20 protein-coding genes and 1 tRNA gene are annotated in these 21,477 nt (G+C 72.2%); 6 read left to right on the forward strand and 15 right to left on the reverse strand.

Going from position 1 to position 21,477, the window contains the following annotated elements:
* Window positions 1-52 precede the first annotated feature (52 nt).
* Window positions 53-129: transfer RNA gene (locus ACFXDJ_RS07150), tRNA-Met, on the reverse strand.
* A gap of 116 nt (window positions 130-245) precedes the next feature.
* Window positions 246-1,025 carry a VOC family protein gene (locus tag ACFXDJ_RS07155; protein WP_384659681.1) on the reverse strand — a complete coding sequence of 260 codons (780 nt, stop codon included), beginning with the start codon at window positions 1,023-1,025 and terminating at the stop codon, window positions 246-248.
* A 328-nt stretch (window positions 1,026-1,353) separates the two neighbouring features.
* Between ACFXDJ_RS07155 and ACFXDJ_RS07160 the strand changes: the two genes are divergently transcribed.
* On the forward strand, window positions 1,354-2,034 hold the full coding sequence (locus tag ACFXDJ_RS07160) for a hypothetical protein (protein WP_384659678.1): 681 nt from the start codon (window positions 1,354-1,356) through the stop codon (window positions 2,032-2,034).
* A gap of 6 nt (window positions 2,035-2,040) precedes the next feature.
* On the opposite strand, the gene ACFXDJ_RS07165 is transcribed toward ACFXDJ_RS07160, so the two are convergent.
* The 3 genes from ACFXDJ_RS07165 to ACFXDJ_RS07175 all read right to left on the reverse strand — a co-directional run bounded on the left by ACFXDJ_RS07165 (window position 2,041) and on the right by ACFXDJ_RS07175 (window position 4,593).
* Entirely contained in the window at window positions 2,041-2,529 is a 489-nt protein-coding gene (locus ACFXDJ_RS07165) for a hypothetical protein (RefSeq protein ID WP_384659675.1), read from the reverse strand.
* A 124-nt stretch (window positions 2,530-2,653) separates the two neighbouring features.
* On the reverse strand, window positions 2,654-4,138 hold the full coding sequence (locus ACFXDJ_RS07170; RefSeq protein WP_384659673.1) for a UDP-N-acetylmuramoyl-L-alanyl-D-glutamate--2,6-diaminopimelate ligase: 1,485 nt from the start codon (window positions 4,136-4,138) through the stop codon (window positions 2,654-2,656).
* Between the two features lie 290 nt (window positions 4,139-4,428).
* Complete coding sequence (locus tag ACFXDJ_RS07175; RefSeq protein WP_384659671.1) at window positions 4,429-4,593, reverse strand: hypothetical protein; 165 nt, start codon at window positions 4,591-4,593, stop codon at window positions 4,429-4,431.
* A 266-nt stretch (window positions 4,594-4,859) separates the two neighbouring features.
* Between ACFXDJ_RS07175 and ACFXDJ_RS07180 the strand changes: the two genes are divergently transcribed.
* The 3 genes from ACFXDJ_RS07180 to ACFXDJ_RS07190 are packed head-to-tail and all read left to right on the forward strand — an operon-like array spanning window position 4,860 to window position 8,561.
* Window positions 4,860-6,209, forward strand: a complete 1,350-nt coding sequence (locus ACFXDJ_RS07180) for a discoidin domain-containing protein (RefSeq protein WP_384659668.1) — start codon at window positions 4,860-4,862, stop codon at window positions 6,207-6,209.
* Entirely contained in the window at window positions 6,209-7,531 is a 1,323-nt protein-coding gene (locus ACFXDJ_RS07185) for an MFS transporter (protein ID WP_384659666.1), read from the forward strand. Before ACFXDJ_RS07180 ends, ACFXDJ_RS07185 begins: the two co-directional genes overlap by 1 nt.
* Window positions 7,524-8,561: a TolB family protein gene (locus tag ACFXDJ_RS07190; RefSeq protein ID WP_384659662.1), complete on the forward strand. Its 1,038-nt coding sequence runs from the start codon at window positions 7,524-7,526 to the stop codon at window positions 8,559-8,561. Before ACFXDJ_RS07185 ends, ACFXDJ_RS07190 begins: the two co-directional genes overlap by 8 nt.
* Window positions 8,562-8,573: 12 nt before the next feature.
* Here the strand turns inward: ACFXDJ_RS07190 and ACFXDJ_RS07195 are convergent, their stop codons facing one another.
* Entirely contained in the window at window positions 8,574-9,380 is an 807-nt protein-coding gene (locus tag ACFXDJ_RS07195) for a hypothetical protein (protein ID WP_384848269.1), read from the reverse strand.
* A gap of 135 nt (window positions 9,381-9,515) precedes the next feature.
* Window positions 9,516-9,785 (reverse strand): hypothetical protein, encoded by a 270-nt coding sequence (locus ACFXDJ_RS07200; RefSeq protein ID WP_384659656.1) that lies wholly within the window; start codon window positions 9,783-9,785, stop codon window positions 9,516-9,518.
* A 359-nt stretch (window positions 9,786-10,144) separates the two neighbouring features.
* Between ACFXDJ_RS07200 and ACFXDJ_RS07205 the strand changes: the two genes are divergently transcribed.
* Both ACFXDJ_RS07205 and ACFXDJ_RS07210 read left to right on the forward strand, forming a co-directional pair.
* Complete coding sequence (locus ACFXDJ_RS07205) at window positions 10,145-11,713, forward strand: oleate hydratase (RefSeq protein ID WP_384659654.1); 1,569 nt, start codon at window positions 10,145-10,147, stop codon at window positions 11,711-11,713.
* A gap of 60 nt (window positions 11,714-11,773) precedes the next feature.
* Window positions 11,774-12,262, forward strand: coding sequence for a peroxiredoxin (locus tag ACFXDJ_RS07210; protein WP_384659651.1), 489 nt, complete (start codon window positions 11,774-11,776; stop codon window positions 12,260-12,262).
* 13 nt (window positions 12,263-12,275) lie between these two features.
* Here the strand turns inward: ACFXDJ_RS07210 and ACFXDJ_RS07215 are convergent, their stop codons facing one another.
* From ACFXDJ_RS07215 to ACFXDJ_RS07250, 8 genes are all read right to left on the reverse strand, one after another.
* Complete coding sequence (locus ACFXDJ_RS07215; RefSeq protein ID WP_384659648.1) at window positions 12,276-13,103, reverse strand: SDR family NAD(P)-dependent oxidoreductase; 828 nt, start codon at window positions 13,101-13,103, stop codon at window positions 12,276-12,278.
* A 151-nt stretch (window positions 13,104-13,254) separates the two neighbouring features.
* Entirely contained in the window at window positions 13,255-13,734 is a 480-nt protein-coding gene (locus ACFXDJ_RS07220; protein ID WP_384661861.1) for a hypothetical protein, read from the reverse strand.
* A gap of 317 nt (window positions 13,735-14,051) precedes the next feature.
* The gene (locus ACFXDJ_RS07225) at window positions 14,052-14,432 is read right to left on the reverse strand and encodes a hypothetical protein (RefSeq protein ID WP_384661858.1); all 381 of its coding nucleotides are present in this window, start codon (window positions 14,430-14,432) and stop codon (window positions 14,052-14,054) included.
* A 334-nt stretch (window positions 14,433-14,766) separates the two neighbouring features.
* Window positions 14,767-15,684 carry a MurR/RpiR family transcriptional regulator gene (locus ACFXDJ_RS07230; protein WP_384661855.1) on the reverse strand — a complete coding sequence of 306 codons (918 nt, stop codon included), beginning with the start codon at window positions 15,682-15,684 and terminating at the stop codon, window positions 14,767-14,769.
* A gap of 141 nt (window positions 15,685-15,825) precedes the next feature.
* Window positions 15,826-16,995, reverse strand: a complete 1,170-nt coding sequence (locus ACFXDJ_RS07235) for a GDSL-type esterase/lipase family protein (RefSeq protein ID WP_384661852.1) — start codon at window positions 16,993-16,995, stop codon at window positions 15,826-15,828.
* Entirely contained in the window at window positions 16,992-19,277 is a 2,286-nt protein-coding gene (locus tag ACFXDJ_RS07240; protein WP_384661849.1) for a HelD family protein, read from the reverse strand. Before ACFXDJ_RS07240 ends, ACFXDJ_RS07235 begins: the two co-directional genes overlap by 4 nt.
* A 155-nt stretch (window positions 19,278-19,432) precedes the next feature.
* The gene (locus tag ACFXDJ_RS07245) at window positions 19,433-20,242 is read right to left on the reverse strand and encodes a carbonic anhydrase (protein WP_384661846.1); all 810 of its coding nucleotides are present in this window, start codon (window positions 20,240-20,242) and stop codon (window positions 19,433-19,435) included.
* Window positions 20,243-20,443: 201 nt separating this feature from the next.
* Complete coding sequence (locus tag ACFXDJ_RS07250) at window positions 20,444-21,472, reverse strand: hypothetical protein (protein WP_384661843.1); 1,029 nt, start codon at window positions 21,470-21,472, stop codon at window positions 20,444-20,446.
* Window positions 21,473-21,477: the final 5 nt, after the last annotated feature.

The raw sequence follows: 21,477 nt of genomic DNA on the forward strand, positions 1-21,477 counted from the left end.
AACATGCAGAGCGCCCCCCGCGTGTGTGGGGCGCGGCGGGGGCCGGATCATTTGGTAGCGGGGACAGGATTTGAACCTGCGACCTCTGGGTTATGAGCCCAGCGAGCTACCGAGCTGCTCCACCCCGCGTCGGTAAACCCAACTGTACGCGACGCGCGGCCCGCCTCACACCAATGTCGCGGCGCGGGTCCGGGTGGAGGTCCGGGAAGAAGCCCCGGAGGGAGCCCGGGAGGGAGCGGAGCCGGTCAGTTCGCTCGCGGATTGGGCTTGAGCAGGGCGAAGACCGCCCCGCTCGGGTCCGCCAGCCATGCGATCCGCCCGACGTCCGGCACGTCCGCCCCGGGCATCAGCACGCTCCCGCCGCTGGTCCGCGCGGTGTCCACCACGGCATCCACGTCGGCGACGGCGAAGTACGGGACCCAGCGCGCGTTCGTCTCCCCCTCCATCAGCGGCGCCACCCCGCCGAAGGAGCCCTCCTGCTGGTCCCCGTCGGCGATGCTGAGCACCCGGTAGGTCATGCCGGGGGCGTCCATGTCCTGCGAGCGCAGCCCGAAGAGACCGCCGTAGAACTCGACCGCCGCCAGCGGGTCCGGCACGTGCAGTTCGACCCAGCACAGGGTGTTGTCGGCGGACGTCAGCCCCAGGCCGGGCGTCTTGGCCGGCTTCCAGATGGCGAAGTCGGCGCCCTGCTGGTCGGTGTACTGGGCGAGCCACCCCTCCCCCATGACGTCCATCGGCTCGACGCGGACGGTTCCGCCACCGTCCCGCACGCCCCGGGTGGTCGCGTCCACGTCGTCGGACTGGAAGTACACCGTCCACGCGGAGCTCGCCCCCGGATCCAGCTGCCCCACCGCCCCGACGGTCTTGCCGTCGATCTGGAAGAACCCGTACCCGCCCGTCTCGGGTCCCAGCAGGTGGAACTCCCAGCCGAACACGGCCCGGTAGAAGGCCGCGGCCCGAGGGATGTCGGGGCTGCCGAGGTCGATCCAGTTGGGCGAGCCGGTGCGGTAGTCGGTGCCGAGCATGCGTTCCTCCTGCGATGCGGTTCCGGGCGCGAGGTACCCGCGTAGGAGCCCCTCACGTGTACCTCCATGGGTACACGTACGGGGCCCCCCACCACACCGCATTCGGCGGGCCCGGGGCCGCGCGGTTCACCCGTACGGGGGTACGGGTGCCACATCGGCCAGGAGGTTCCGGGCCTGGCCCCAGCGGCACGGCGAACCGCCGCACGATCAACACCGGCTGGGCCGGCCGGTGGTACGCGGTCTCCTGTACGGCGCCGGCCCGGACGCAGGTCCCGTGCCTTGACCTTGACGGAGGCCTCGCTCGGGCGAGCGTCGTAGGGTCGGACCCATGACGACGACGCTGATGACGTACGCGGGACCTGGCGAGCCCGATGCCCCGGTCACGCGTACCGGGGGGAATCCGCTGGCCCCGGCGGGGACGGCCTGGCCCGGCTGCGCGACGTGCGGGGGGCCGATGCGGTTCCTGGCCCAGATCGTGCTGGACGAGGAGGGCCGCCCGGTAGCGGCCGAAGGCCTCGCTCAGGGCGGCCGCGCCCAAGGCCGCGTCATGGCGGTCTTCATGTGCTGCAACAACCCCGGCATGTGCGAGGAGTGGAGCCCGACGGCGGGCGGCAACCGCGCCCTGCTGTTCCCCGCCGAAGCCCTGCGGCCGATGCCCGTGCCCGAGCCGGAGAAGGACGGGGACGGGGGCTCCCTCGTCCTCGGGGCCGTCAACTCCGTGGCCCTGGTGGTCATGGATTGTGCCGACTACGGGAGCGCGCGCGAGGAATGGGCCACCCGCGGCGGGAACAGCCCGGCGAACGTCCTGGGGCAGTTGGGCGGAGAGCCCGACTGGCTCCAGGGCGACGAAACCCCCTCGTGCCCGGCCTGCACCCGCCCCATGGACCTGATCGCCCAGCTGGAGGAGGGCCCCGACTACGCCACGGCCATGAACTTCGGCGGCGGGGGCAGCGCGTACTCCTTCGCCTGCGCCCCCTGCGCCCGGGCCGTCTTCCTGTGGCAGTGCTGACCGGACCTAGCTCGACCGGTCCCGCAGCTCCCGCTCCAGCCTGTCCACGGTGTGCGCGAAGGCACGCGGCCGGACCAGGGCCACCGGGGACCGCTTGGCCAGGAGCGTCCAGACCGCCGAACCGTCCTTGCGGACGATCCACAGGACGTCCCCCCGGACCGTCCCCCCGCTCCACGCGTGCAGCGGCCGCTCCTCGACACCCTTGACCTCGTCCCAAGGGACGACGGTCACGCGGGGGTTGATCACCTTGATCCCCGCGTCACCGAGGTATATCCCGACCCGGGTCAGCCTCCAGAGCAGGGTCCAGAGCTTGAGGAGCACGACCGCCACCAGAGGCATGATCACGTACCCCCAGGGTCCCGGTCGGCCGTGGACCGCCATGACCACGGGAACGACCAGGCAGCCCACCGGGAGCGCCAGCAAGGGTACGAAGAACACCCGCATGACGATCGCGGCAGGGTCGCGGTACACCCGCTCCCACTGCTCGGCTGTCATCCAGAACATCCAATCCCACAGATTCGGAGAGATGCCGGGCCGCATTCGTGTCGCTCTCCCCAGCGTGCCGGACATGGTGCCATGACTCGAACGGCATCTCGAACTCGGGTCCTCACCTGTCAGTTCACCCGCCGGCGAGTTCGCGCACCGTGGCCATATCGCTGAACGGGATGAGTTCCTCGCCGACGATCTGGTGCGGTTCGCTGCCCTTCCCCGCGACCAGGACGATGTCGTCCGGCCCGGCGGAGGCCAGGGCGAAGGCGATGGCGAGGCGGCGGTCGGCGAGGCGTTCGAAGGGTGTGCCGGTCGCGGTGAGGCCGGGGGTGATCTGGTCGAGGATCGCCTCGGGGTCCTCGGTACGCGGGTTGTCCGAGGTGAGGACGCAGAGATCGGAGTGGGTTCCGGCGATCTCGCCCATCTCGGCGCGCTTGGTCGTGTCGCGGTCCCCGCCGCAGCCGAAGACCGTGATGACCCGGCCGGTGGCGAAGCCCCGGATCGTGGTGAGGACGTTGCGCAGGGAGTCGGGAGAGTGCGCGTAGTCCACGATCACGGAGGTCTTGTCGGGGGTTTCGAAGCGTTCGAAACGGCCCGGGATCGGGGGCATCCGCTCCAGCGCCGCGACGAGCCCGGCCAGGTCGTGGCCCAGGGTGTGGCAAGCCGCCACGGTGGCGAGCGCGTTGGCCACCGAGTACCGGCCGGGGACGGGGATCGAGGCCGGGTACGCGCGGCCGCCGTGGTGCAGGGTGAACCGGGTGCCCGAGGCGTCCATGACGATGCCGGTCGCCCGGTAGTCCGCCTCGGCGTCGAGGGCGTACGTGGTCACCGCGCCCGGCATCATCGCCGGGATCGTGGCGCCGACCGGATCATCGGCGTTGACCACGGCGCGGCGGCACAGCCCCTGGAACAGACGGAGTTTCGCGTCCCGGTAGTTCGCCATCGTGCCGTGGTCGTCCAGATGGTCCTGGGTGAGGTTGGTGAAGACCCCGACATCGATGAACGCGCGGTCCACCCGGTGGGTCAGCAGGGCCATGGAGGTCGCCTCCAGCACCACGCCGGCGACCTCCCGGTCCCGCATGCACGCCAGCAGGTACTGGAGGTCGGGTGATTCCGGGGTGGTCAGGACCGAGGGCGGCATCGGGATCAGCTCGTCGCCGATCCGGCTACCGGCCGTGCCGATGACCCCGACCCGCGCGCCTTCGGCGATCCGGAGCACCGATTCGACCATGTACGAGACCGAGGTCTTCCCGTTCGTGCCGGTGATCGCCACCATGTCCATCCGGCGGCCCGGTTCACCGTAGTAGCGGGAGGAGGCGATCGCGGCCGCCTTCCGGGCGTCCGGCACCCGGACCACGCAGACCTCGGGGTTCGACGCCCGTACCGGTGCCGGGAGTTGCGGCGTTTCGCTCTCGACGAGGACCGCTACGGCGCCTCGTGCGATGGCCGCCGCGACGGACTCGGGACCACCCTCCCGGTGGCCCGGTACCGCGATGAACAGGGAGCCCGAGCTCACCCGGTGGACGTCGAAGGTCGTTCCGGCGGTGACGAGCACCTCGCCGTCGCCCCGGAGCACTTCGTGGTCGTGCCCGGCCAGCATGTCGCTGAGCTTCACAGTGATCCCTTCGAACATGGCGCGCGGCCCGGTCGCGCGACCGTCGCCGGACTGCAGCGGCGGCGGCGTGCCGGCGGCTGCGGTGGTGACGTGGAGCAGGCTGCCCGGCGAGCCGGACGCGAAAGGTCGCGCCCGGCGCGCGGAGCCGTGGTGCCTTTGGGGAAGGGAGGAGGAGAGACGGACCCACCGGGATCCCGGTGGTCACGGGCCGGTGCGTGCGATGCGCGAGGGCGGGCACCCGTGGACGGCGCCGGGGTTCGACGATCCGTCACACGGGGCGAATGCCCCAGCTAGCCGTGGCCGTGCAGGGCGCAGAGGCAGGGCTTCGGCGCCTCGGCCACGGCGGCGGCGGCCGGACCGGAACCGAGCACCGGAACCGGACCCGCCATGACGGCGGCCGGACGCGGCGCCGAGGCGGCCCGCAGGCTCTCGCTCTCAGCACCCAGGTGACTCATGCCGCCCAGTGTACGGCCCCGGACCCGCCGTCCCGGGCGCCTTGCGGACGGCCGCCGAATGACTGGTAGGAAAGTTTCCTGTTTGCTAGCATCCCGCACGGCGGCTTGGCGCGGTGCCCCGATCCCGTGGGCGTGACGCGCTCAGCGAGAGCTCTGACCCGGCCGCTGTGACTCCGTCCCGTCCTGCCCTGCCCGCACGCGGGGCCCGGTCGCGGGGCCACGTACCGGTGCCAGCTCTCGCCACCCCCAAGGCCAGGGAGTCAGGAATGCGCCTGAACACCCAAGCTCCACCCCGTACCGCCACATCGCCCCGCACCGTGGGCGTGGTCATCGCCGCCGTACTCCTCCTCGTCGGCGGCCTGCTGCTCGCCTACCCCGAGCGGGCCGGCGCCGCCGCCGACCCCCTCATCTCCCGCGGCAAGCCCGCCACCGCCTCCTCCACCGAAGGTTCCGACTTCGGCGCGCAGAACGCCTTCGACGGCGACGCCGCCACTCGCTGGGCGAGCGTGGAGGGCAAAGACCCGCAGTGGATCCGAGTGGACCTCGGTGCAACCGCCAACGTGACGCGCGTGCGGCTGAGTTGGGAGGCCGCGTACGCGAAGGCGTACCGGGTCGAGATTTCCGCCGACGGCACCGCCTGGACCCGGCTCGCCAACGAGACCGCCGGGAACGGCGGTTCGGACGACTGGACGGCCCTGTCCGGCAAGGGCCGCTACCTGCGCGTGTACGGAACCGCGCGCGGCACCGCCTACGGCTACTCGCTGCACGAGGTCGAGGTGTACGGCACCCTCGACGGCGGTCCGCCCCCGCAGACCGGCGCCTTCACCGTGGTGGCGGCCGGGGACATCGCCGCCCAGTGCACGGCCTCCGACAGTGCCTGCGCCCACCCCAAGACCGCCGTACAGGCCCAGAAGATCAACCCGAAGTTCTATCTGACGATGGGTGACAACCAGTACGACGACGCCCGGATCGCCGACTACCGCGCCTACTACGACAAGAGCTGGGGCGCCTTCAAGGACAAGACGCACCCGGTTCCGGGCAACCACGAGACGTACGACCCGGCGGGTTCCCTGGTCGGCTACAAGTCCTACTTCGGGGCCGTCGCCTACCCGCAGGGCAAGAGCTACTACAGCTTCGACGAAGGCAATTGGCACTTCATCGCCCTCGACTCCAACTCCTTCGACCAGAAGGCCCAGATCGACTGGCTGAAGGCCGACCTCGCCGCGAACGGCAAGTCCTGCATCGCCGCGTACTGGCACCACCCGCTGTACTCCTCGGGCGGTCACGGCAACGACCCGGTCAGCAAGCCGGTCTGGAACATCCTGTACGGCGCCAAGGCCGACCTCGTGCTGAACGGGCACGACCACCACTACGAGCGGTTCGCCCCGCAGAACCCCGAGGGCAAGGCGGCCTCCGACGGGATCGTCGAGATCGTCGGCGGCATGGGCGGCGCCGAGCCGTACCCCATCGAGAACGTCCAGCCCAACAGCCAGAAGCGGATCAGCGGTCAATACGGCGTCCTGAAGCTGGACTTCACGGACACCGGCTACAGCTGGAGCTACGTCGACACCGACGGCAAGACCCAGGACACCAGCCCGAAGTACACCTGCCACTGATGTACCTGGCGACCACAGGCCGCCGGGACACGTCGGTCCCGCCCCTTTCCCCAGGGGCGGGCCGGCGCATCCCCGGCACCGTCCTGGCACTCGGCGCGGTCAGCCTCGTCACCGACGTCTCCTCCGAGATGGTCACCGCCGTGCTACCGCTCTACCTCGTCCTCGGACTTGGTCTCTCCCCCCTCCAATTCGGCTTCCTGGACGGCCTGCTGAACGGCTCCGCCTCCCTCGTGCGGCTGCTCGGCGGGCACTTCGCCGACCGCGGCCAGCGGCACAAACGGGTGGCCGGCCTCGGCTACGCCCTCTCGGCCTGCTCCCGGCTCGGCCTGCTGCTCGCGGGCGGCGCCACCGGCGGGATCGCGGCGGCGCTGGCCGCCGACCGGGTCGGCAAGGGCATCCGGACGGCTCCCCGCGACGCCCTGATCACCCTGAGCAGCCACCCCGACGCCCTCGGCCGGTCCTTCGGCGTGCACCGGGCCATGGACACCACCGGCGCCCTGCTCGGCCCGCTGGCCGCGTTCGCCCTGCTCTGGGCGACCGCGGGCGCGTACGACACGGTGTTCGTCGTCAGCTTCTGCGTCGGCCTGCTCGGCGTACTGCTCCTCGTGCTCTACGTTCCCGGGCACCGGCATCCCGCTTCGCCGCCCCCGGGCCCGGTCCCCCGTACCGGGACACCGCTGCGCGCGCTGCGCGACCCCGCCTTCCGGCGGATCCTCGCGGCCGCCGCGCTGCTCGGCGCCGCCACCATCGGCGACGCCTTCGTCTACCTCCTGCTCCAGCGGCGCCTCGGCCTGTCCACCGCCTGGTTCCCGCTGCTCCCGCTCGGCGCGGCGGCCACGTACCTGCTGCTCGCCGTCCCGGCCGGCCGGATCGCGGACCGGATCGGGCGCAGGCTGCCGTTCCTGTACGGCCACCTCGCCCTGCTCGGCGCCTACGGGGCCCTGCTCGCCCCGGACCGGGGCCCGGCCGCGCTGCTCCTGGTGCCCGTCCTGGTGCTGCTCGGAGTCTTCTACGCCACCACCGACGGGGTGCTGATGGCCCTGGCCGGGCCCGTGCTGCCGGCCGAGGGCAGGGCGGGCGGACTCGCCCTGCTCCAGACCGGCCAGGCGCTGGCCCGGATGCTCGCCGCGGCGGGCTTCGGGGCCGCCTGGACGGCCTGGGGGCCGGGCCACGCGCTGTGGGCGGCGGTGGCTGCGCTGCTCGCCGCGCTCGCGGGCGGCTGGGCCCTGCTCCCCCGTGTTCCGTCGGGCGGCCCGGGTGCCGGCCCCGGCCCGGCAGCCGCCCCCGTACCCACACCCCTGAGAGGCGGACCGGATGACTGACAGGTTCCCGGGATCCATGCGCCGCCCGACCGGCCCGTGGACCCGTAGCGCCGTCGTGGCGGCCGCGGTGGTGCTCCTCACCGGCGGCTCCATCGGCTACGCCCTGCACGCGGGACACCGCTCGGACGTCACGCGCGCCGCCGCCTCCGACACCTCCTTCGTGCTCGGCGAACCCGCCCTGTACTTCCGGGACTCCGCCACGGGGCGCGTCGCACACCAGCCGCTGTCGGCAGGCTCACCGGCCCCCGTCCCCGGCGAGTCCCGGGTCTCCGGCGGCCCCGTCTGCGACCGGTTCCACGCCGCCGGGCCCACCGCCCTGTGCCTGCGCGCGGAGCCGGGGGTGCTGCCGAAGACGTACGCGATCGTTCTCGACCAGCGGCTGCGCGAGGTGCGCCGGATCACCGTGCCGGGCATCCCGACCAGGGCCCGGGTGTCCGCCTCCGGGCAGATGCTGGCGTGGACGGTGTTCGCGACGGGCGACTCCTACGCCACCACCGCGTTCTCCACCAGGACGGCCGTGCTCGACCTGCGTACCGGATACCTCGTCAAATCCCTGGAGGAGATCCCCCTCACCGTCGACGGGGTCCGCTACCACGCCCCCGACCTCAACTACTGGGGGGTGAGCTTCGCCCGCGACGACAGCCGCTTCTACGCGACGGTCTCCAGCAAGGGGCGTACGTACCTGGTCGAGGGGAACATGAAGGACTGGTCGGCGAAGGCCCTGCGGCAGAACGTCGAATGCCCGTCCCTGTCTCCCGACAACACCCGGATCGCCTTCAAGAAGAAGGTGTCCGAGGACCCGGCCGCGCCGTGGCGGCTGTACGTCCTGGACCTGGGAACCATGCGCGAGACCCCGCTCGCCGAGACGCGGAGCGTGGACGACCAGGCCGCCTGGACGGACGACGGCACGGTCGCCTACGCCCTCCCGGGCACGGACGGCCGCGCGAGCGACGTCTGGACCGTCCCGGCGGACGGCACCGGCGCACCCCGGCTCGCGGTCGCGGGCGGGTCGTCCCCCGTGGCCCGGTGAGGGCAGGCCGGCTCAGCGGCGGTAACCCGGCTTGGGGCGGCCCCGGTCGTCGCAGGGCAGTTGGTCCGCCTTGTAGTCGGCCAGGAAGTCTCGGGTCGACTCCTGCTCGATCTCCGCCATCTGCGTGGCCTTCACGATGATCACACCGCTGAAGGGGCGGTCCACATCACGGATGATGAGCAGGGTCGTGGTCAGCAGCGCGGTGACGACGATCAGGGCGGCGAGCGGGCCCCTGTTGTTGGCGCGGGGCAGGCACAGACCGAGGCCGATCACCGTCACGGCCATGGTCACCAGCATGAACCAGTAGATCAGGCCCGGGATCGTCGGGGTGGACTCGGCCATCCTCGCCTGCCGGCCCAGCGAGCGCTGGTTGTCCGCGTTGACCAGCAGCCCGAAGAGGGGACTGTTGTTGCCGAGCTCCTTGAAACCGGCCCGGAAGTCCCCGCTCCACACGCTGGGCACCGGGGAGCCCTTGCCCTCGGCCATGGCCGGCCATTCCTCGTGCTGGACGGCCCGCGCGTAGCAGACCGCGTCGGCGCGCAGTCGCTGGCGCAGCGCCGTGGGCGCGAAGTCGGCCACTTCGGCGAGGTGGTCCAGCGCGTGGGCCTCCGAGCGCGCCGCGTCGTCGGCCCTCCCGTTGGAGGCGGAGGCGGTGACGAGCATGAAGGCGAGGATGAGGATCGTCAGCGTCATCAGGGGCCCGACGAGGTCGCGTACGCCCATGCCCTCGTCGTCGGCCATCAACCTCGGGCGCAGGTACCGGTTCGCGGCGACGCCCGCGCCGAGCGCGAGGACTGCGACGACCAGGGTGACGATCATGGAGCAGGCTCCCAACCCTTGTGATGGGTGTGATCCTGGTGAGGCCCGCGTCCGGGCGCGGCATCGACCCGCGCGCGGCGCCCGGACACCACCCGTGCGGGCGAGCCGCGCGGCCGCGTCCGGCCCGTCCGGCGTTCAGCCGGTGGGACGGGCCGTGAGCCCTACGATCTCGACGCAGCGCAGCAGCTTGGCCTGGGCACGGGGCGAGTCGGCGGCGGGTACGACGATCTCGCACACGGCGAGGCCGCCGCTGTCGGCGGCCCTGTAGGACAGCGCCCTGACGGACATGTTGTTGAGCATCGCGGAGATGCGCGTGAGGGCGTGGCCCCCGTCCCGGACGGTGACGGTCAGCGTGTGGCAGCCGGTGGAGGTGGCCTCGGCGGGGAGAACGGCGCTGAGGGTCATGGGTGGGGGCTCCTGTCCTGGGCGGGGCGGGGCCCCGAAAAACAAGAAGACCCCTCGCGGGTGCGAGAGGTCTGCGTGCGGGCGGTGGACTGACGGGCGATCGCCCGGTCAGCTCGGGGCCGGCACGCCGGCGCTAATAATCAGCTGGCGCAGCATGCGGAGGATTCTGGCACGGGGCCGCCGGTCCGTGGAATCGCATCTCAGCATGCGGATGCACCACCCCAAGACGCGTCCAGCCGGGCGAAGCCCCGGTCGCCCAATGGCGCACCCGGGTCGCGAGGGGCCCTGGGCGGTGGTGGGCTGGCGGGGTGACCGTGCGGCCGACCGGGGCCGGGGCGGCCGGGCTGAGGAGACACGTCGTGGCGAAGGCCTATCTGGTGGGTGCGGGGATCGCTTCTCTGTCGGCGGCCGCGCTGCTGATCCGGGAGGGGAAGTTCGCGGGCGCGGACATCACCTTCCTGGAGGCCCAGGACCGTACCGGCGGCAGTCTGGACGCCTCCGGAGACCCCGAGAAGGGGTACACCATGCGCGGCGGGCGGATGTTCGAGCTGCACTTCGAGTGCACCTACGACCTGCTCCGCTCCATCCCCTCCCTGGACGCGCCGGGCACCTCGGTCACCGAGGACACCTTCGCCTTCCACGAGGACTTCGCCTGGAACGACAAGGCCCGCCTGGTCGACGCGGCCGGGCGCCGGGTCGACACCCGTTCCATGGGGTTCTCCGAGCGCGACCGGCTCGACCTCGTCGCGTGCGTGGCCACCCCCGAGTCCCGCCTCGACGGCAAGCGCATCTCGGACTGCTTCGCCCCGGAGTTCTTCACCACCAACTTCTGGTACATGTGGTGTACGACCTTCGCCTTCGAGCCGTGGCATTCGGCGATCGAGTTCCGCCGCTACCTCAACCGGTTCGTCCACCTGTTCAAGACCTTCGACACCATGTCGGGCATCTACCGCACCCGCTTCAACCAGTACGACTCGATCGTGCGCCCCCTCCAGTCGTGGCTGCGCGACCAGGGCGTGTCGTTCTCGATGAACACCACGGTGACCGACGTGGAGCTGGCCGAGGGCGACGGGATCACCGTCAGCGCCCTGGCCTGCACGCGCGAGGGCGCCGCCGAGCGGATCCCCGTGGCCCCCGAGGACCTGGTGTTCGTCACCAACGGTTCGATGACCGCGAACTCCACGCTGGGCACCACCGACACCCCCGCCGTACTGGACACCTCCGCGCCCGACGCCTCGTGGCGCCTGTGGCAGACCCTGGCGGCCAAACGCCCGGGACGGCTCGGCGACCCTTCCGTGTTCGACTCCTCCGTCGCGGACTCCACGTGGGGCTCCTTCACCGTGACCAGCCAGGACCCGGTGTTCTTCAAGGCCATGGAGGAGTTCTCCGGGAGCGAGGCCGGGAAGGGCGGGCTGATCACCTTCAAGGACTCCGGCTGGCTGCTGACCATCGTGCTCAACCACCAGCCGCACTTCCACGAGCAGCCCGACGGCACCTTCGTCTGGTGGGGCTACGCGCTGTTCCCCGACAAGCCGGGTGACCACGTCGGCAAGACGATGGCCGAGTGCACGGGCCGCGAGATCCTGACGGAGGTGCTCGGGCACCTGCGCCTCGCGCAGAGCGAGCAGATCCTCGAATCCTCCGTCGTACGGCCGGCGCTGATGCCCTACATCACCAGCCAGTTCCTGGTCCGCAAGGGCGGGGACCGGCCCGAGGTCGTCCCGGCGGGGTCCACCAACCTGGCCTTCATCGGGCAGTACGCCGAGGTCCCGGACGACGTGGTGTTCACCGTCGAGTACTCGGTCCGCACCGCCTGGACCGCCGTGGCGGGGCTGCTCCACCTGGACCGGCAGCCGCCGCCGGTCTACAAGGGCGGCCACGACCCCCGGGTTCTCCTGGAGGCCCTGCACACCATGCACCGCCGCTGAACCGGAGCCGGCGCGGCCGGGGTACCGTACGGCCTTCACCGACAGAGAGGTACGGCCATCGTGACCCGAATCCCGGCCGTGGGCGAAGTCGTGGGCGATTTCTCGCTCCCCGGCGGTCAGCTCACCGAAGACACCTTCGTCCGAGGCGAGTACACGCTCGGCGGGCAGCGCGGCAACCCGGTCGTTCTCGCCTTCTACCCCGGCGACAACACCCCCGTGTGCACGGCGCAGTTGTGCTCCTACTCCGACGGGCTCGAAGCGCTCGGCGCGTGCGGGGCGCAGGTGTGGGGCATCAGCCCGCAGGACGTCGACAGCCACGAGACCTTCGCACGGGCGCGCGGTCTGCGGATGCCGCTGCTCGCCGACACCGACCGCGAGGTGGCCCGCGCGCTGGGCATCGCGGCGCCCGTGATCGGCCTGCGCCGGGCCGTCTTCGTCATCGCGCCGGACGGCACCCTGCACTGGAAGCACGTCTCCACGCTGGGCATGAGGTTCCCCTCCGCCGAGGTGATCGCGGAGCAGCTCGCCGGAGTCACCGCCGTCGGCTGAGCCGGTGTCCAGTTCAGGCGGCGGGGGTCTTGGTGCCCTCGCCGTCGGGCGCGGGCATGAGGCGGCCGACCGATTTCACCATCTGACGGCGGGTCAGGAGGCGGCCGCCGACGGCCATCATCCGGTTGAGGGCGCCGGGGATCACGCTCGGGCCCGGGTTCTTGCGGTCGAGGGTCCTGAGCGTGGTGCGGACCACTTCCTCGCAGGTCTGGAAACTGGTGCCGCCGTTCACCTCGCGCGTGCCGATGACGTCGAAGAACTCGGTGGTCGTCGCGCCGGGAGAGAGCGCGAGCACGCGCAGCCCGGTGCCCTGGGATTCGTACCAGAGCGCCTCGGTGAAGCTCAGCACGAAGGCCTTGGTGGCGCCGTAGACGGCCATGTGGGGAACGGGCTGGTAGGCGCCCATGCTCGCGACGTTGACGAGGATCCCCTTGCCGTGGGCGCGCAGCGGCCCGATGAAGGCGCGGCTGATGTCGACCACCGCGCCCACGTTGACGGCGAGTTCCTGGCGCAGCCGCTCGGGATCCTCCAGGTGGAGCGGCCCGAGGGTGCCGAACCCGGCGTTGTTGATCACGCCGGTGACCGTGATGCCGCGCCGGGCGAGCTCCTCGGAGAGCACCTCTCCGACCCGGTCCACGCCGAGGTCCATCGGTACGGCGGTGGCCTTGATCCCGTGGGCCGCCGAGAGCTCCTCGGCCAGGCTGCGCAGGCGGTCCTCGCGGCGGGCGACCAGGACGAGGTCGGAGCCCCGTGCGGCGAGGCGGCGGGCGAACTCCTCGCCGAGACCGGAGCTGGCTCCGGTGATCAGCGTGGTCTGGCCCCGGTAGTCGACCGCGTTCATGGCGGGTCTCCCGATCGTGTGGTGGTGTACGTCCCCGTGCGGGGCCACCGTACGCGCACCTGGCCGAACAGGCCCCGGAGTCGGCCCGCGCGGGCGGGACCGCGGTGGGTGCGCGCGGACGCGTACGGGCGCACCCACCGCGGTCCCCGGATCAGCGGAGGTCGAAGCTGACGGAGGTGGCCTTGTCGTTCATGCCGTCACCGACATAGGCGTTGTAGCCGTAGTACGTCTGGTGGGCGCCGCGGAAGTCCTTGTGCTCCCAGAGGGTGATGGGGCAGGTGATGCCCTCGGCCGAGCTCACGGTGTCGTTCCAGCCCCACTTGGAGAGGTCGTTGAACTCCGGGTAGCGCCAGTTGCAGCCGACGCTCCCGCGGAAGGTGAACTCGCTGCCGCCGGAGTTGGCGTCGCTCCAGATCCGCCCCAGGTCCTTGTAATCGGCCTGCGCGCCCAGTTCGGCGGCCTGGGCCTTGGTGGCGAAGCAGCCGCCCTCGCCGGTGTCGACCACGTACGTGCAGAAGGTGGGCGCCTTGGGAGCGGGGGCGGGCAGGGGTTCGGCGGCCGATGCCGGGCCTGCGGCGGCCATCGCGAGTGCGGTGGCCGCGAGGGCGAGGGCGGGTCGGATCATGCGCATGGAGTCTCCTCGGAATCGTTGAGAGGGAGCTCGGTCCGCGTACGGCGCCGAGCTCCGGCTCGACTCAACAAGTCCGTCCGGGTCTCCGTCGAGGGGGCGAAAGTGACCGTGGCAAGTTCGGTGCACCTACCACCGATCCCGGGCCCGGCCGCCGACTGGCCCGATCGGGGCGCCACCCCGCCGGGTGGCCCCGTGCCTTGCGCGGATCCGCCGGCGGCGGTGCACGCGGCCGGCAACATACCTGGCCGAAGAGGCACGCACCGGGGCAGGCGGTCACCGGGTCGGCGTTTGTCGCATTCTCCGCGTCCGCCGAGGCGCTACCGCCTGGCGGCCACCGCTTGGGCGAGGGCGTCGGTGACGAGGCGGACGCCCCGGGCCAGGCGGGCCAGTTGTTCGAGCTCGACGGCGTACATCCGGATCGAGTTCTCGATGACCGCGTCGCCCACCCCGAGGGCGGGGAGTTCGGCCCGGCTGGTCTGCAGCGCCACCCGTACGGCCCGCATCTCGTGCTGCACCTGGAGCTGGGCGTGGCGGGCGAGGAGTACGGGGCTGCGGGTCAAGGTCACGTAGCCGGCGTAGCGGGCCGGCAGCAGGTCGCGCAGCCAGCGGACGGCGGTGCGTTCCCAGTCGTGGTTCCCGGGGCGTTTGACCTGGAGGGGCCAGTCCGGGCTGCGCGTGATGAGTGCCGTCTGAGACATTCTTGCCGCTTCCACAGGGTGTAGAGCTCTGGCTCTGATCGGGAGGGAGGTGTTCATGAGGGGTCTGCGGCGGCCTCGGCCCAGGGGTTGGCCGAGGCCGCAAAGGCGCTACGGAATCCGGAAGCCGGACGTGACACCTGGCGGGGCGTGAGGAGGAGGAACGTCACGCCGGGTGTCTGTTCTGGGAGGGCTTGGGGTCGCTCTCCCTGGCATCTTGACGGATGACCGCGCCGCCATCAGTAAACATATATACCGCAGAGTAGGCAAGGGTATGAAAATATTCATGCCTGGACATGGCGTGAATATATTGGCCGGATCGGCCCCACAAACAGCCCTAGAGGAAGAATCCGTGCTGGTCAGCGGCCTGCTCGTAGCCTTCGAGCCGCGCCTGTGTCCGCTCGGGATCGGCGTCCGCCATCGCCTGGAGCAGCGCCGCCGACAGGATGCCCGGCGCCGCGTAGGAGTCGAAGACCAGCCGCGACCCCGTACCGGCCGTCAGCGCCACGTCGGCCTCGTCCACCAGCGGCCCCAGCGTGCGGTCCGTGATCAGCGCGACGCGCAGTCCGGCGCTGCGGGCGGCCCGCAGGGCGGCCAGGGTCTCCTTGGCGTGCCGGGGCATGGCGAAGGCCAGTACCCAGCTGCCGCCCGCCGCACGGGCCTGCAACAGCGCGTCGTAGGCGACGCTGCCGCCGCCGGTCACCAGGCGTACGTCGGGGTGGATGCGGCGGGCCGCGTACGCGAAGTACTCCGCCAGGGAGACCGAGATCCGCAGTCCCAGAACCGTCAACGGCACCGAACGGGCCAGCTCACGGCCGATGTCGAGCACCTGGTTGGTGTCGGCGAAGAGCCTGCGCACGTTCTCCAGGTTCTCGATCTCGGCGTCGACGGCGGCCTGGAGCTCATTGCGGCGGGTCTGCTCGCGGCCGTCCGGGGCGCCGGCCACCGCGCTGAGCGCGATCGGCTGGAGCACCTCGCGCAGGGCCGGATAGCCGCTGAACCCGAGGGAGGCCGCGAACCGGGTCACCGACGGCTGGCTCACACCGGCCCGCTCGGCGAGTTCGGTGATCGAGAGGAACGCGGCCTCGGTGAGGTGGTCGACCAGGTACTGGGCGATCCGGCGCTGCCCCGGGGAGAGGGGATGTCCGTCGAAGAGAGCCTGGACCCGGTCGACCGGGACCCGCTCGTGATCGGCCGCTTGCCCGCTCGGCGTGATCGCGGCCGCCTGTGCGCGCGCCTGCTGCCCCGATGACACCGAAGGTCCTCCCTCTCGCACCCATCCCGTTCCAACATAGCTCACAGCACCCGGATGACCAGCGCTCTTACCGCCGGCCGACCCCCCGTCAGGCCCAGCGCCGGCGGGGCGGAGAGGAGGCCCCGTCAGCCGTCGTTGGCGTCACCCGCCCTTGGCCGCGAACGCGCCGCCGTCACCGAAGGCCAGCCGCGCGAAGCGCTCGCCGATCCGGCGGTGGGCGGCGGGGTCCGGATGCACGTCGTCGGGCAGCGGCAGTTCGGCGAAGTCCGCTTCGCCGTAGAGCGAGCGGCCGTCGAGGTAGTGGAGGTTCGGGTCCTGGGCCGCCCGCCGAGCCGTGATGCGGGAGAGTTCGTCGCGGATGACGGACAGGGTGAGCCGCCCGGCCGGAACCTCCGCCGGGTCGCCCAGGGCCCGGAAGCCCAGCTTCCCGCCGCTGAAGTCCGGCGCGATGGGCCCCGGGGTCTCCTCCTGGATGGGACACAGGACGGACGAGACCACCAGCAGCGGCGTGTCGGGGTGTCCTTCGCGCAGCGTGTCGAGGAATCCGTGGACCGCCGGCCCGAAGGCGCGCAGGCGCATCAGGTCGGTGTTGACCAGATTGATGCCGATCTTGACGCTGATCAGGTCGGCGGGCGTGTCCCGCATGGCGCGGGCCGTGAACGGGTCGAGCAGGGCGTTGCCGCCCAGTCCCAGGTTGATCAGCTCCACGCCGCCGAGCGCCGCGGCCAGCGCCGGCCAGGTCGTGGCCGGACTCACGGCGTTGGATCCGTGGCTGATCGAACTGCCGTGGTGCAGCCAGACCCTGCGACCGAGGTCCGGCGCGGGCTCGACCGGGGCGTCGGTGCGCAGGGCGATCAGCTCGGTGACCTCCGTGTGCGGGAGCCAGATCTCCACGTCCTTCATCTCGTCCGACAGGCCGTCGAACCGCAGGGTGCCGGGTGGGCCGGGCGTGAACTCCGAGGCCTGGGTGACCATGTCGACGACCGTACGGAGGTTGCCGCCGGGCACGCTGCCCCGCCCGGCCGGACGGCCGTCGACGAGCAGGTCGTACACCCCGTCCGGCCGCGCCGGCGCGCCCCGGTAGGCGGTCTTCGTGGGGAGCGCGTCCAGTTCGACGACGGTGGCGCGGGTGCGGAAGACCAGACGGACTCCGGAGGGCTGGGCCTCGACCATGGCGAGGTACGGGTCGGGGAACTGTGCGCGGGCCCGGGCGGGCAGCCGGTGGGGCAGCACGCCGTGCGCGGTGCGTTCCACGTCGAGCGCCCCGCGCAGGAGGCCGGGTTCCACGGGGGTGGTGATCAAGTCGGTCATGATCGTCCACCATACGGACCCAGACCCTCCGGCAGGCGCCCGGTGTGCACCACCCCGAGGGTCTGGGTGGCGCGCGTCAGGGCCACGTAGAGATCACTGGGCTCGTGGTCCGCCGGTTCCACGACGATCACGGTGTCGAACTCCAGCCCCTTGGCCTGGCGCGGCTCCAGCAGCACCACGGGGCGGGTGAGGTCGGGCTCCTCCCCCGCGCGCACGCCGGGCAGCGCGGCCGCCAGCGCCTCGTGCAGCGGGCGCGGGGCGATCACCGCGAGCCTGCCCTCGGCCGGGGTCCCCTCCCGTACCGCCTCGGCGACCGCGGCCGCCGGATCCCCGGTCGCGCGCACCCAGGGGCGCCGGCCCGTGGAGCGGATCGAGCGCGGCGGTTCGAAGCCGGGGTGGCGGGCCCGGAGCACGGCGGCCGCCACGTCCATGATCTCGGCGGGCGTGCGGTAGTTGACGCCCAGGCGCACGAGCTCCCAGCGGTCCTCGACGTAGGGGGCCAGGACCTGCTGCCAGGAGCCGCAGCCGGCCTCGTCGCCGGTCTGGGCCGGGTCGCCCACCAGGGTCATGGAGCGGGTCGGGCAGCGCCGCATCAGCAGGCGCCACGCCATCGCGGACAGCTCCTGCGCCTCGTCCACGATCACGTGCCCGAACGCCCAGGTCCGGTCAGCGGCGGCCCGCTCGGCGGCGCTGCGGTGGTCGTCCTCCTCCTGCCGCTCCGCCATCCGCTCGGCGTCGATGAGGTCGTGGGCCGCGAGGAACTCGTTCTCCATGTCCTCGAACTCGTACGACTCCGACCCCGCGGACAGGTCGAGGACGCCCTGCGCGTACGCGACGCGCTCCAGGCGCTCGCGCTCCTCGGCGGCGCGCCGCGCGGTGTCGTCGACCCCGAGCAGCTCGGCGGCCTCGTCGAGCAGCGGGACGTCGGCCGGTGTCCAGTCCGCGTCCCCCGTCGTCGTGCGGCGGATCAGCTCGGCTTCCCGTACCGGGAGGTGCGTGGGGTCGGCGAGGTAGTCGGAGATCAGCTGCCGCGGCGTGAGCGGCGGCCACAGCGTGTCGATGGCGGCGTGCACCTCGGCGCTGGTCGCGATCTCCTTGCCCAGCTGCGCGATGTCGTCCGGGCCCAGCAGGTTGGGGCCGCCGTAGGGGTCCGCGCCGAGCCGGTCGGCGAGCTGTTCGGTGAGCGCGTCGATGATCCGGAAGGCGAAGTAGGGGCGCGCCAGGTTGTGCGGCAGCCCGGTGGCGCGGGCCCGGTCCCGGGCCTCGTGGGCCATGGTCCGGTCGAGCAGCAGGGTCCCGTAGTCGTCGTGGTCGATCTCCAGGGCCGGTTCGGGCACCAGATCGGCTTCTTCGCCGCTGCCCGCCGGTACGGTCTCGGGCAGCGCCTGCCGGTCGCGCACGACCTGCGCGAGGACCTCCGCCATCGCGGCGCGGCCCTTGACCGCGGCGGCGCCGGGTCGGTCGGCGGCCGTCGCGCGGACGCCGGGGAAGAGTTCGCCGGGGGTGGCGAGCAGTACTCCGGTCTCGCCGAGGGCAGGGAGCACCTCGCCGATGTAGCCGAGGAAGGCCGGGTTCGGCCCGACGATCAGTACGCCGCGCTTGGCGAGCAGCTCGCGGTGCGCGTAGAGGAGGTACGCGGCCCGGTGCAGGGCCACGGCGGTCTTGCCGGTGCCCGGCCCGCCCTCCACGACCAGGATCCCGCGGTGGGTGGAGCGGATGATGCGGTCCTGTTCGGCCTGGATGGTTTGCACGATGTCGTGCATCCGGCCGGTGCGGGCGGCGTCGAGCGCGGAGAGCAGCACGGCGTCCGCGTCGGCCCCTTCGTGTCCCGTGCGCTCGGTGTCGGCGAGGTCGAGGATCTCGTCGTGCAGGGCCGTGACCTCGCGCCCCCGGGTGGTGATGTGGCGGCGCCGGCGCAGCCCCATGGGGTGATGGCCGGTCGCGAGATAGAAGGGGCGGGCGGCATCGGCCCGCCAGTCGAGTACGAGGGGCGTGCGCTCGGCGTCGTCCTGCCTGATCCCGATACGGCCGATGTGGTGGTCCTGCCCGTCGGAGAACTCCAGCCGGCCGAAGCAGAGGCCGTTCTCTCCGGAGTTCAGAGCGGAAAGCAGACCGGATTGCTCGGCGACCAGGACATCCCGCTCCAGCCGCGCCTGAAACCCGGTGCCGGCCGCGCCGAGGGCCGCTTGGACGGCATGTTCGGCCTGGTCACGCAGGTTGTCGAGGCGCGCGTAGAGGGCGGTGATGAATTGCTGCTCATTCCGGAATTCCTCGGTTGACAATTCCACTCCTGACGCGATATGGTGTCCTCATAAGCTTCTTCACGTCATCGCTCTGCGAGGATGTGAAACGTCAAATATACGCAGACGAACACCCCGGCCGTCAATCGGTCCGGGGTGTTTTTGCGTTAGTCCTGATGATCGGGCTTATTCGTGGCTTATTCGGTCCGCAGCATCCGGACCTTCTGATCGCGGAGGTCGTAGCGGGCCGCCACGACGGCCAGTCGGCCGGTGGCTATTCTGCGGGCGATGTCGGGCTCCGCCGCCAGCCGGGCCCGGGTGCTCCGCGCGTGGGCGTCGATGGTGGCGGCGATCCGGGCCGCGCCCTGAAGACCGTGGTCGATGGAGGGGCGGATCTGGTCGGCCAGGTACTGGATGTGGGCGGGCAGCCGGGCGCCGGTCTCATCGGCGTGCACGGCCGCGCCGACGGCCCCGCACGACTCGTGGCCGAGGACCAGGACCAGCGGGACGTCCAGCTCCAGGACCCCGTACGCGATGCTGCCGAGCACCGCCTCGTCCAGCACCTCTCCCGCCGCGCGCACGGTCAGCAGATCACCGAGCCCCTGGTCGAAGACCAGCTCCGGCGGCACCCTGGAGTCCACGCAGCCCAGCACGATCGCGAAGGGGTGCTGCTCCCGGGCCGCCCGGACACGTACCGAAGGCGACTCATCGGGGTGCCTCTGGCAGTACGCCGCCCAGCGGCGGTTTCCGGCCGTCAGGCGGCGCAACGCCTCGTCCGGGGTGGCGGGACGGGGACCGCCCCCGGATTCCGCGCCCGTGGCCGGTCCGCCGGAGGGGGCATCCGCGGAGGCCGGGAAGGCGGAGCCGAGGCCGAGGACGGATCCCGCGGCGGCGGTGCCGACCAGGGCCGTACGGAGGAGGGTCCGGCGGCTGGGCGGGGCCACGGGCGCGGCTACGGGTGAAGCGGCAGGTGAAGTGACGTATGACGTCCGTGTGTTCGAAGACATTGGGGGACGCTATCCGCGCGCTCCGCCATCTGGGGCCACACTGGCCGGATTTGGCGAATTTCCACCTGGATCCCGGCGCAGATCGGACCTCCGGCCCGGGGGCGGGTCCGGGTCCGGAGGCCGGGTCCGGAGGCCGGGTCCGAAGGCCGGGTCCGAAGGCTGGGTCCGAAGGCTGGTGGCACCCGGCTCGCCCCGCGATCGTCAGCCCGTGCCCAGCCGGTGCACGGCTTCCCGCCGGGCGACGGAGGCCGGGCCGACGGTGCCGGGCCCGTAGCGGGTGTTGAGGGCGTCCATGACGGGCTCCGCGCGCAGCCGGTTCTCCCGCTCGGCGTCCAGCGAGAGCTGGGTGGGGGCGTGGTGCCGGTCGCACAGGTCCTCGGCGGTCACCGTGACGCGGCGGATCCGGGCCCGCTGGAGGGCGAGGGCGTCCAGGCACTGGTAGACGGTCGCGCGCAGGTCCTCGGTGTGTGCGGAGGCGGCCGGAAGGGCGCGGGTGCACGTCACCTCGGCGCGGTCGGCGAGGCGCACCCGGACGGTGAGGGAGCGCGCGGCCTCGCCGCGGCCGCGCAGCCGCGTACCGAGCCCGGCGGCCAGCCCCAGCGCCTCGGCCCGCAGGCGGGGGCCGTCGAGGGTGTCGGCGGTGAAGTCCGTACGGGCGCTGGTGGACCTCGGGAGGAGTCCGGTGCGGGGTGTACGGGGGTCGGTGCCGCGGGCGCGTTCCTGGAGTTCGCGGCCGGCCCGGGCGCCGAGGATCCGGGCCACCGTGGCCCCGGGCGCGGCCGCCAGGAGTCCGACGGTCGACAGGCCCAGGCCCCGGAGGGCCGCCGCCTGGGCGCGGCGGATGCCGTACAGGTCCTCCACCGGCAGCGGGTCCAGGAACGTCGCGGTGCGAGACGGCGGAACGTAGAGCAGGCCGGTCGGACCGGGATGGGCGGAGGCCATCGCGGCGACCGCCCAGGACCGGCCGATGCCCACCGACAGCGGCATCCCGTACAGGGCCGCCGCCCGGAGCCGGAGCCGTTGCGCCAGCTCGACAGGTCCCACCCCGAAATAGCGCAGCGCGCCGGCGACCTCAGCGACCGCGGCGCGGGGCGGCAGGGCCTGGAAGACGGGGGTGAACCCGGGCAGCAGCTCCAGCAGTTCGGACAGTCCGGCGCCTCCGGCACCCCCGGCGGCTTCGCGGGACATGATCCGTACGTGCCACAGCGTCGCCGTGTCTGAGCACTTCACGGCGG

Source organism: Streptomyces sp. NPDC059443, from assembly GCF_042750105.1.
Taxonomy (GTDB): Bacteria; Actinomycetota; Actinomycetes; order Streptomycetales; family Streptomycetaceae; genus Streptomyces.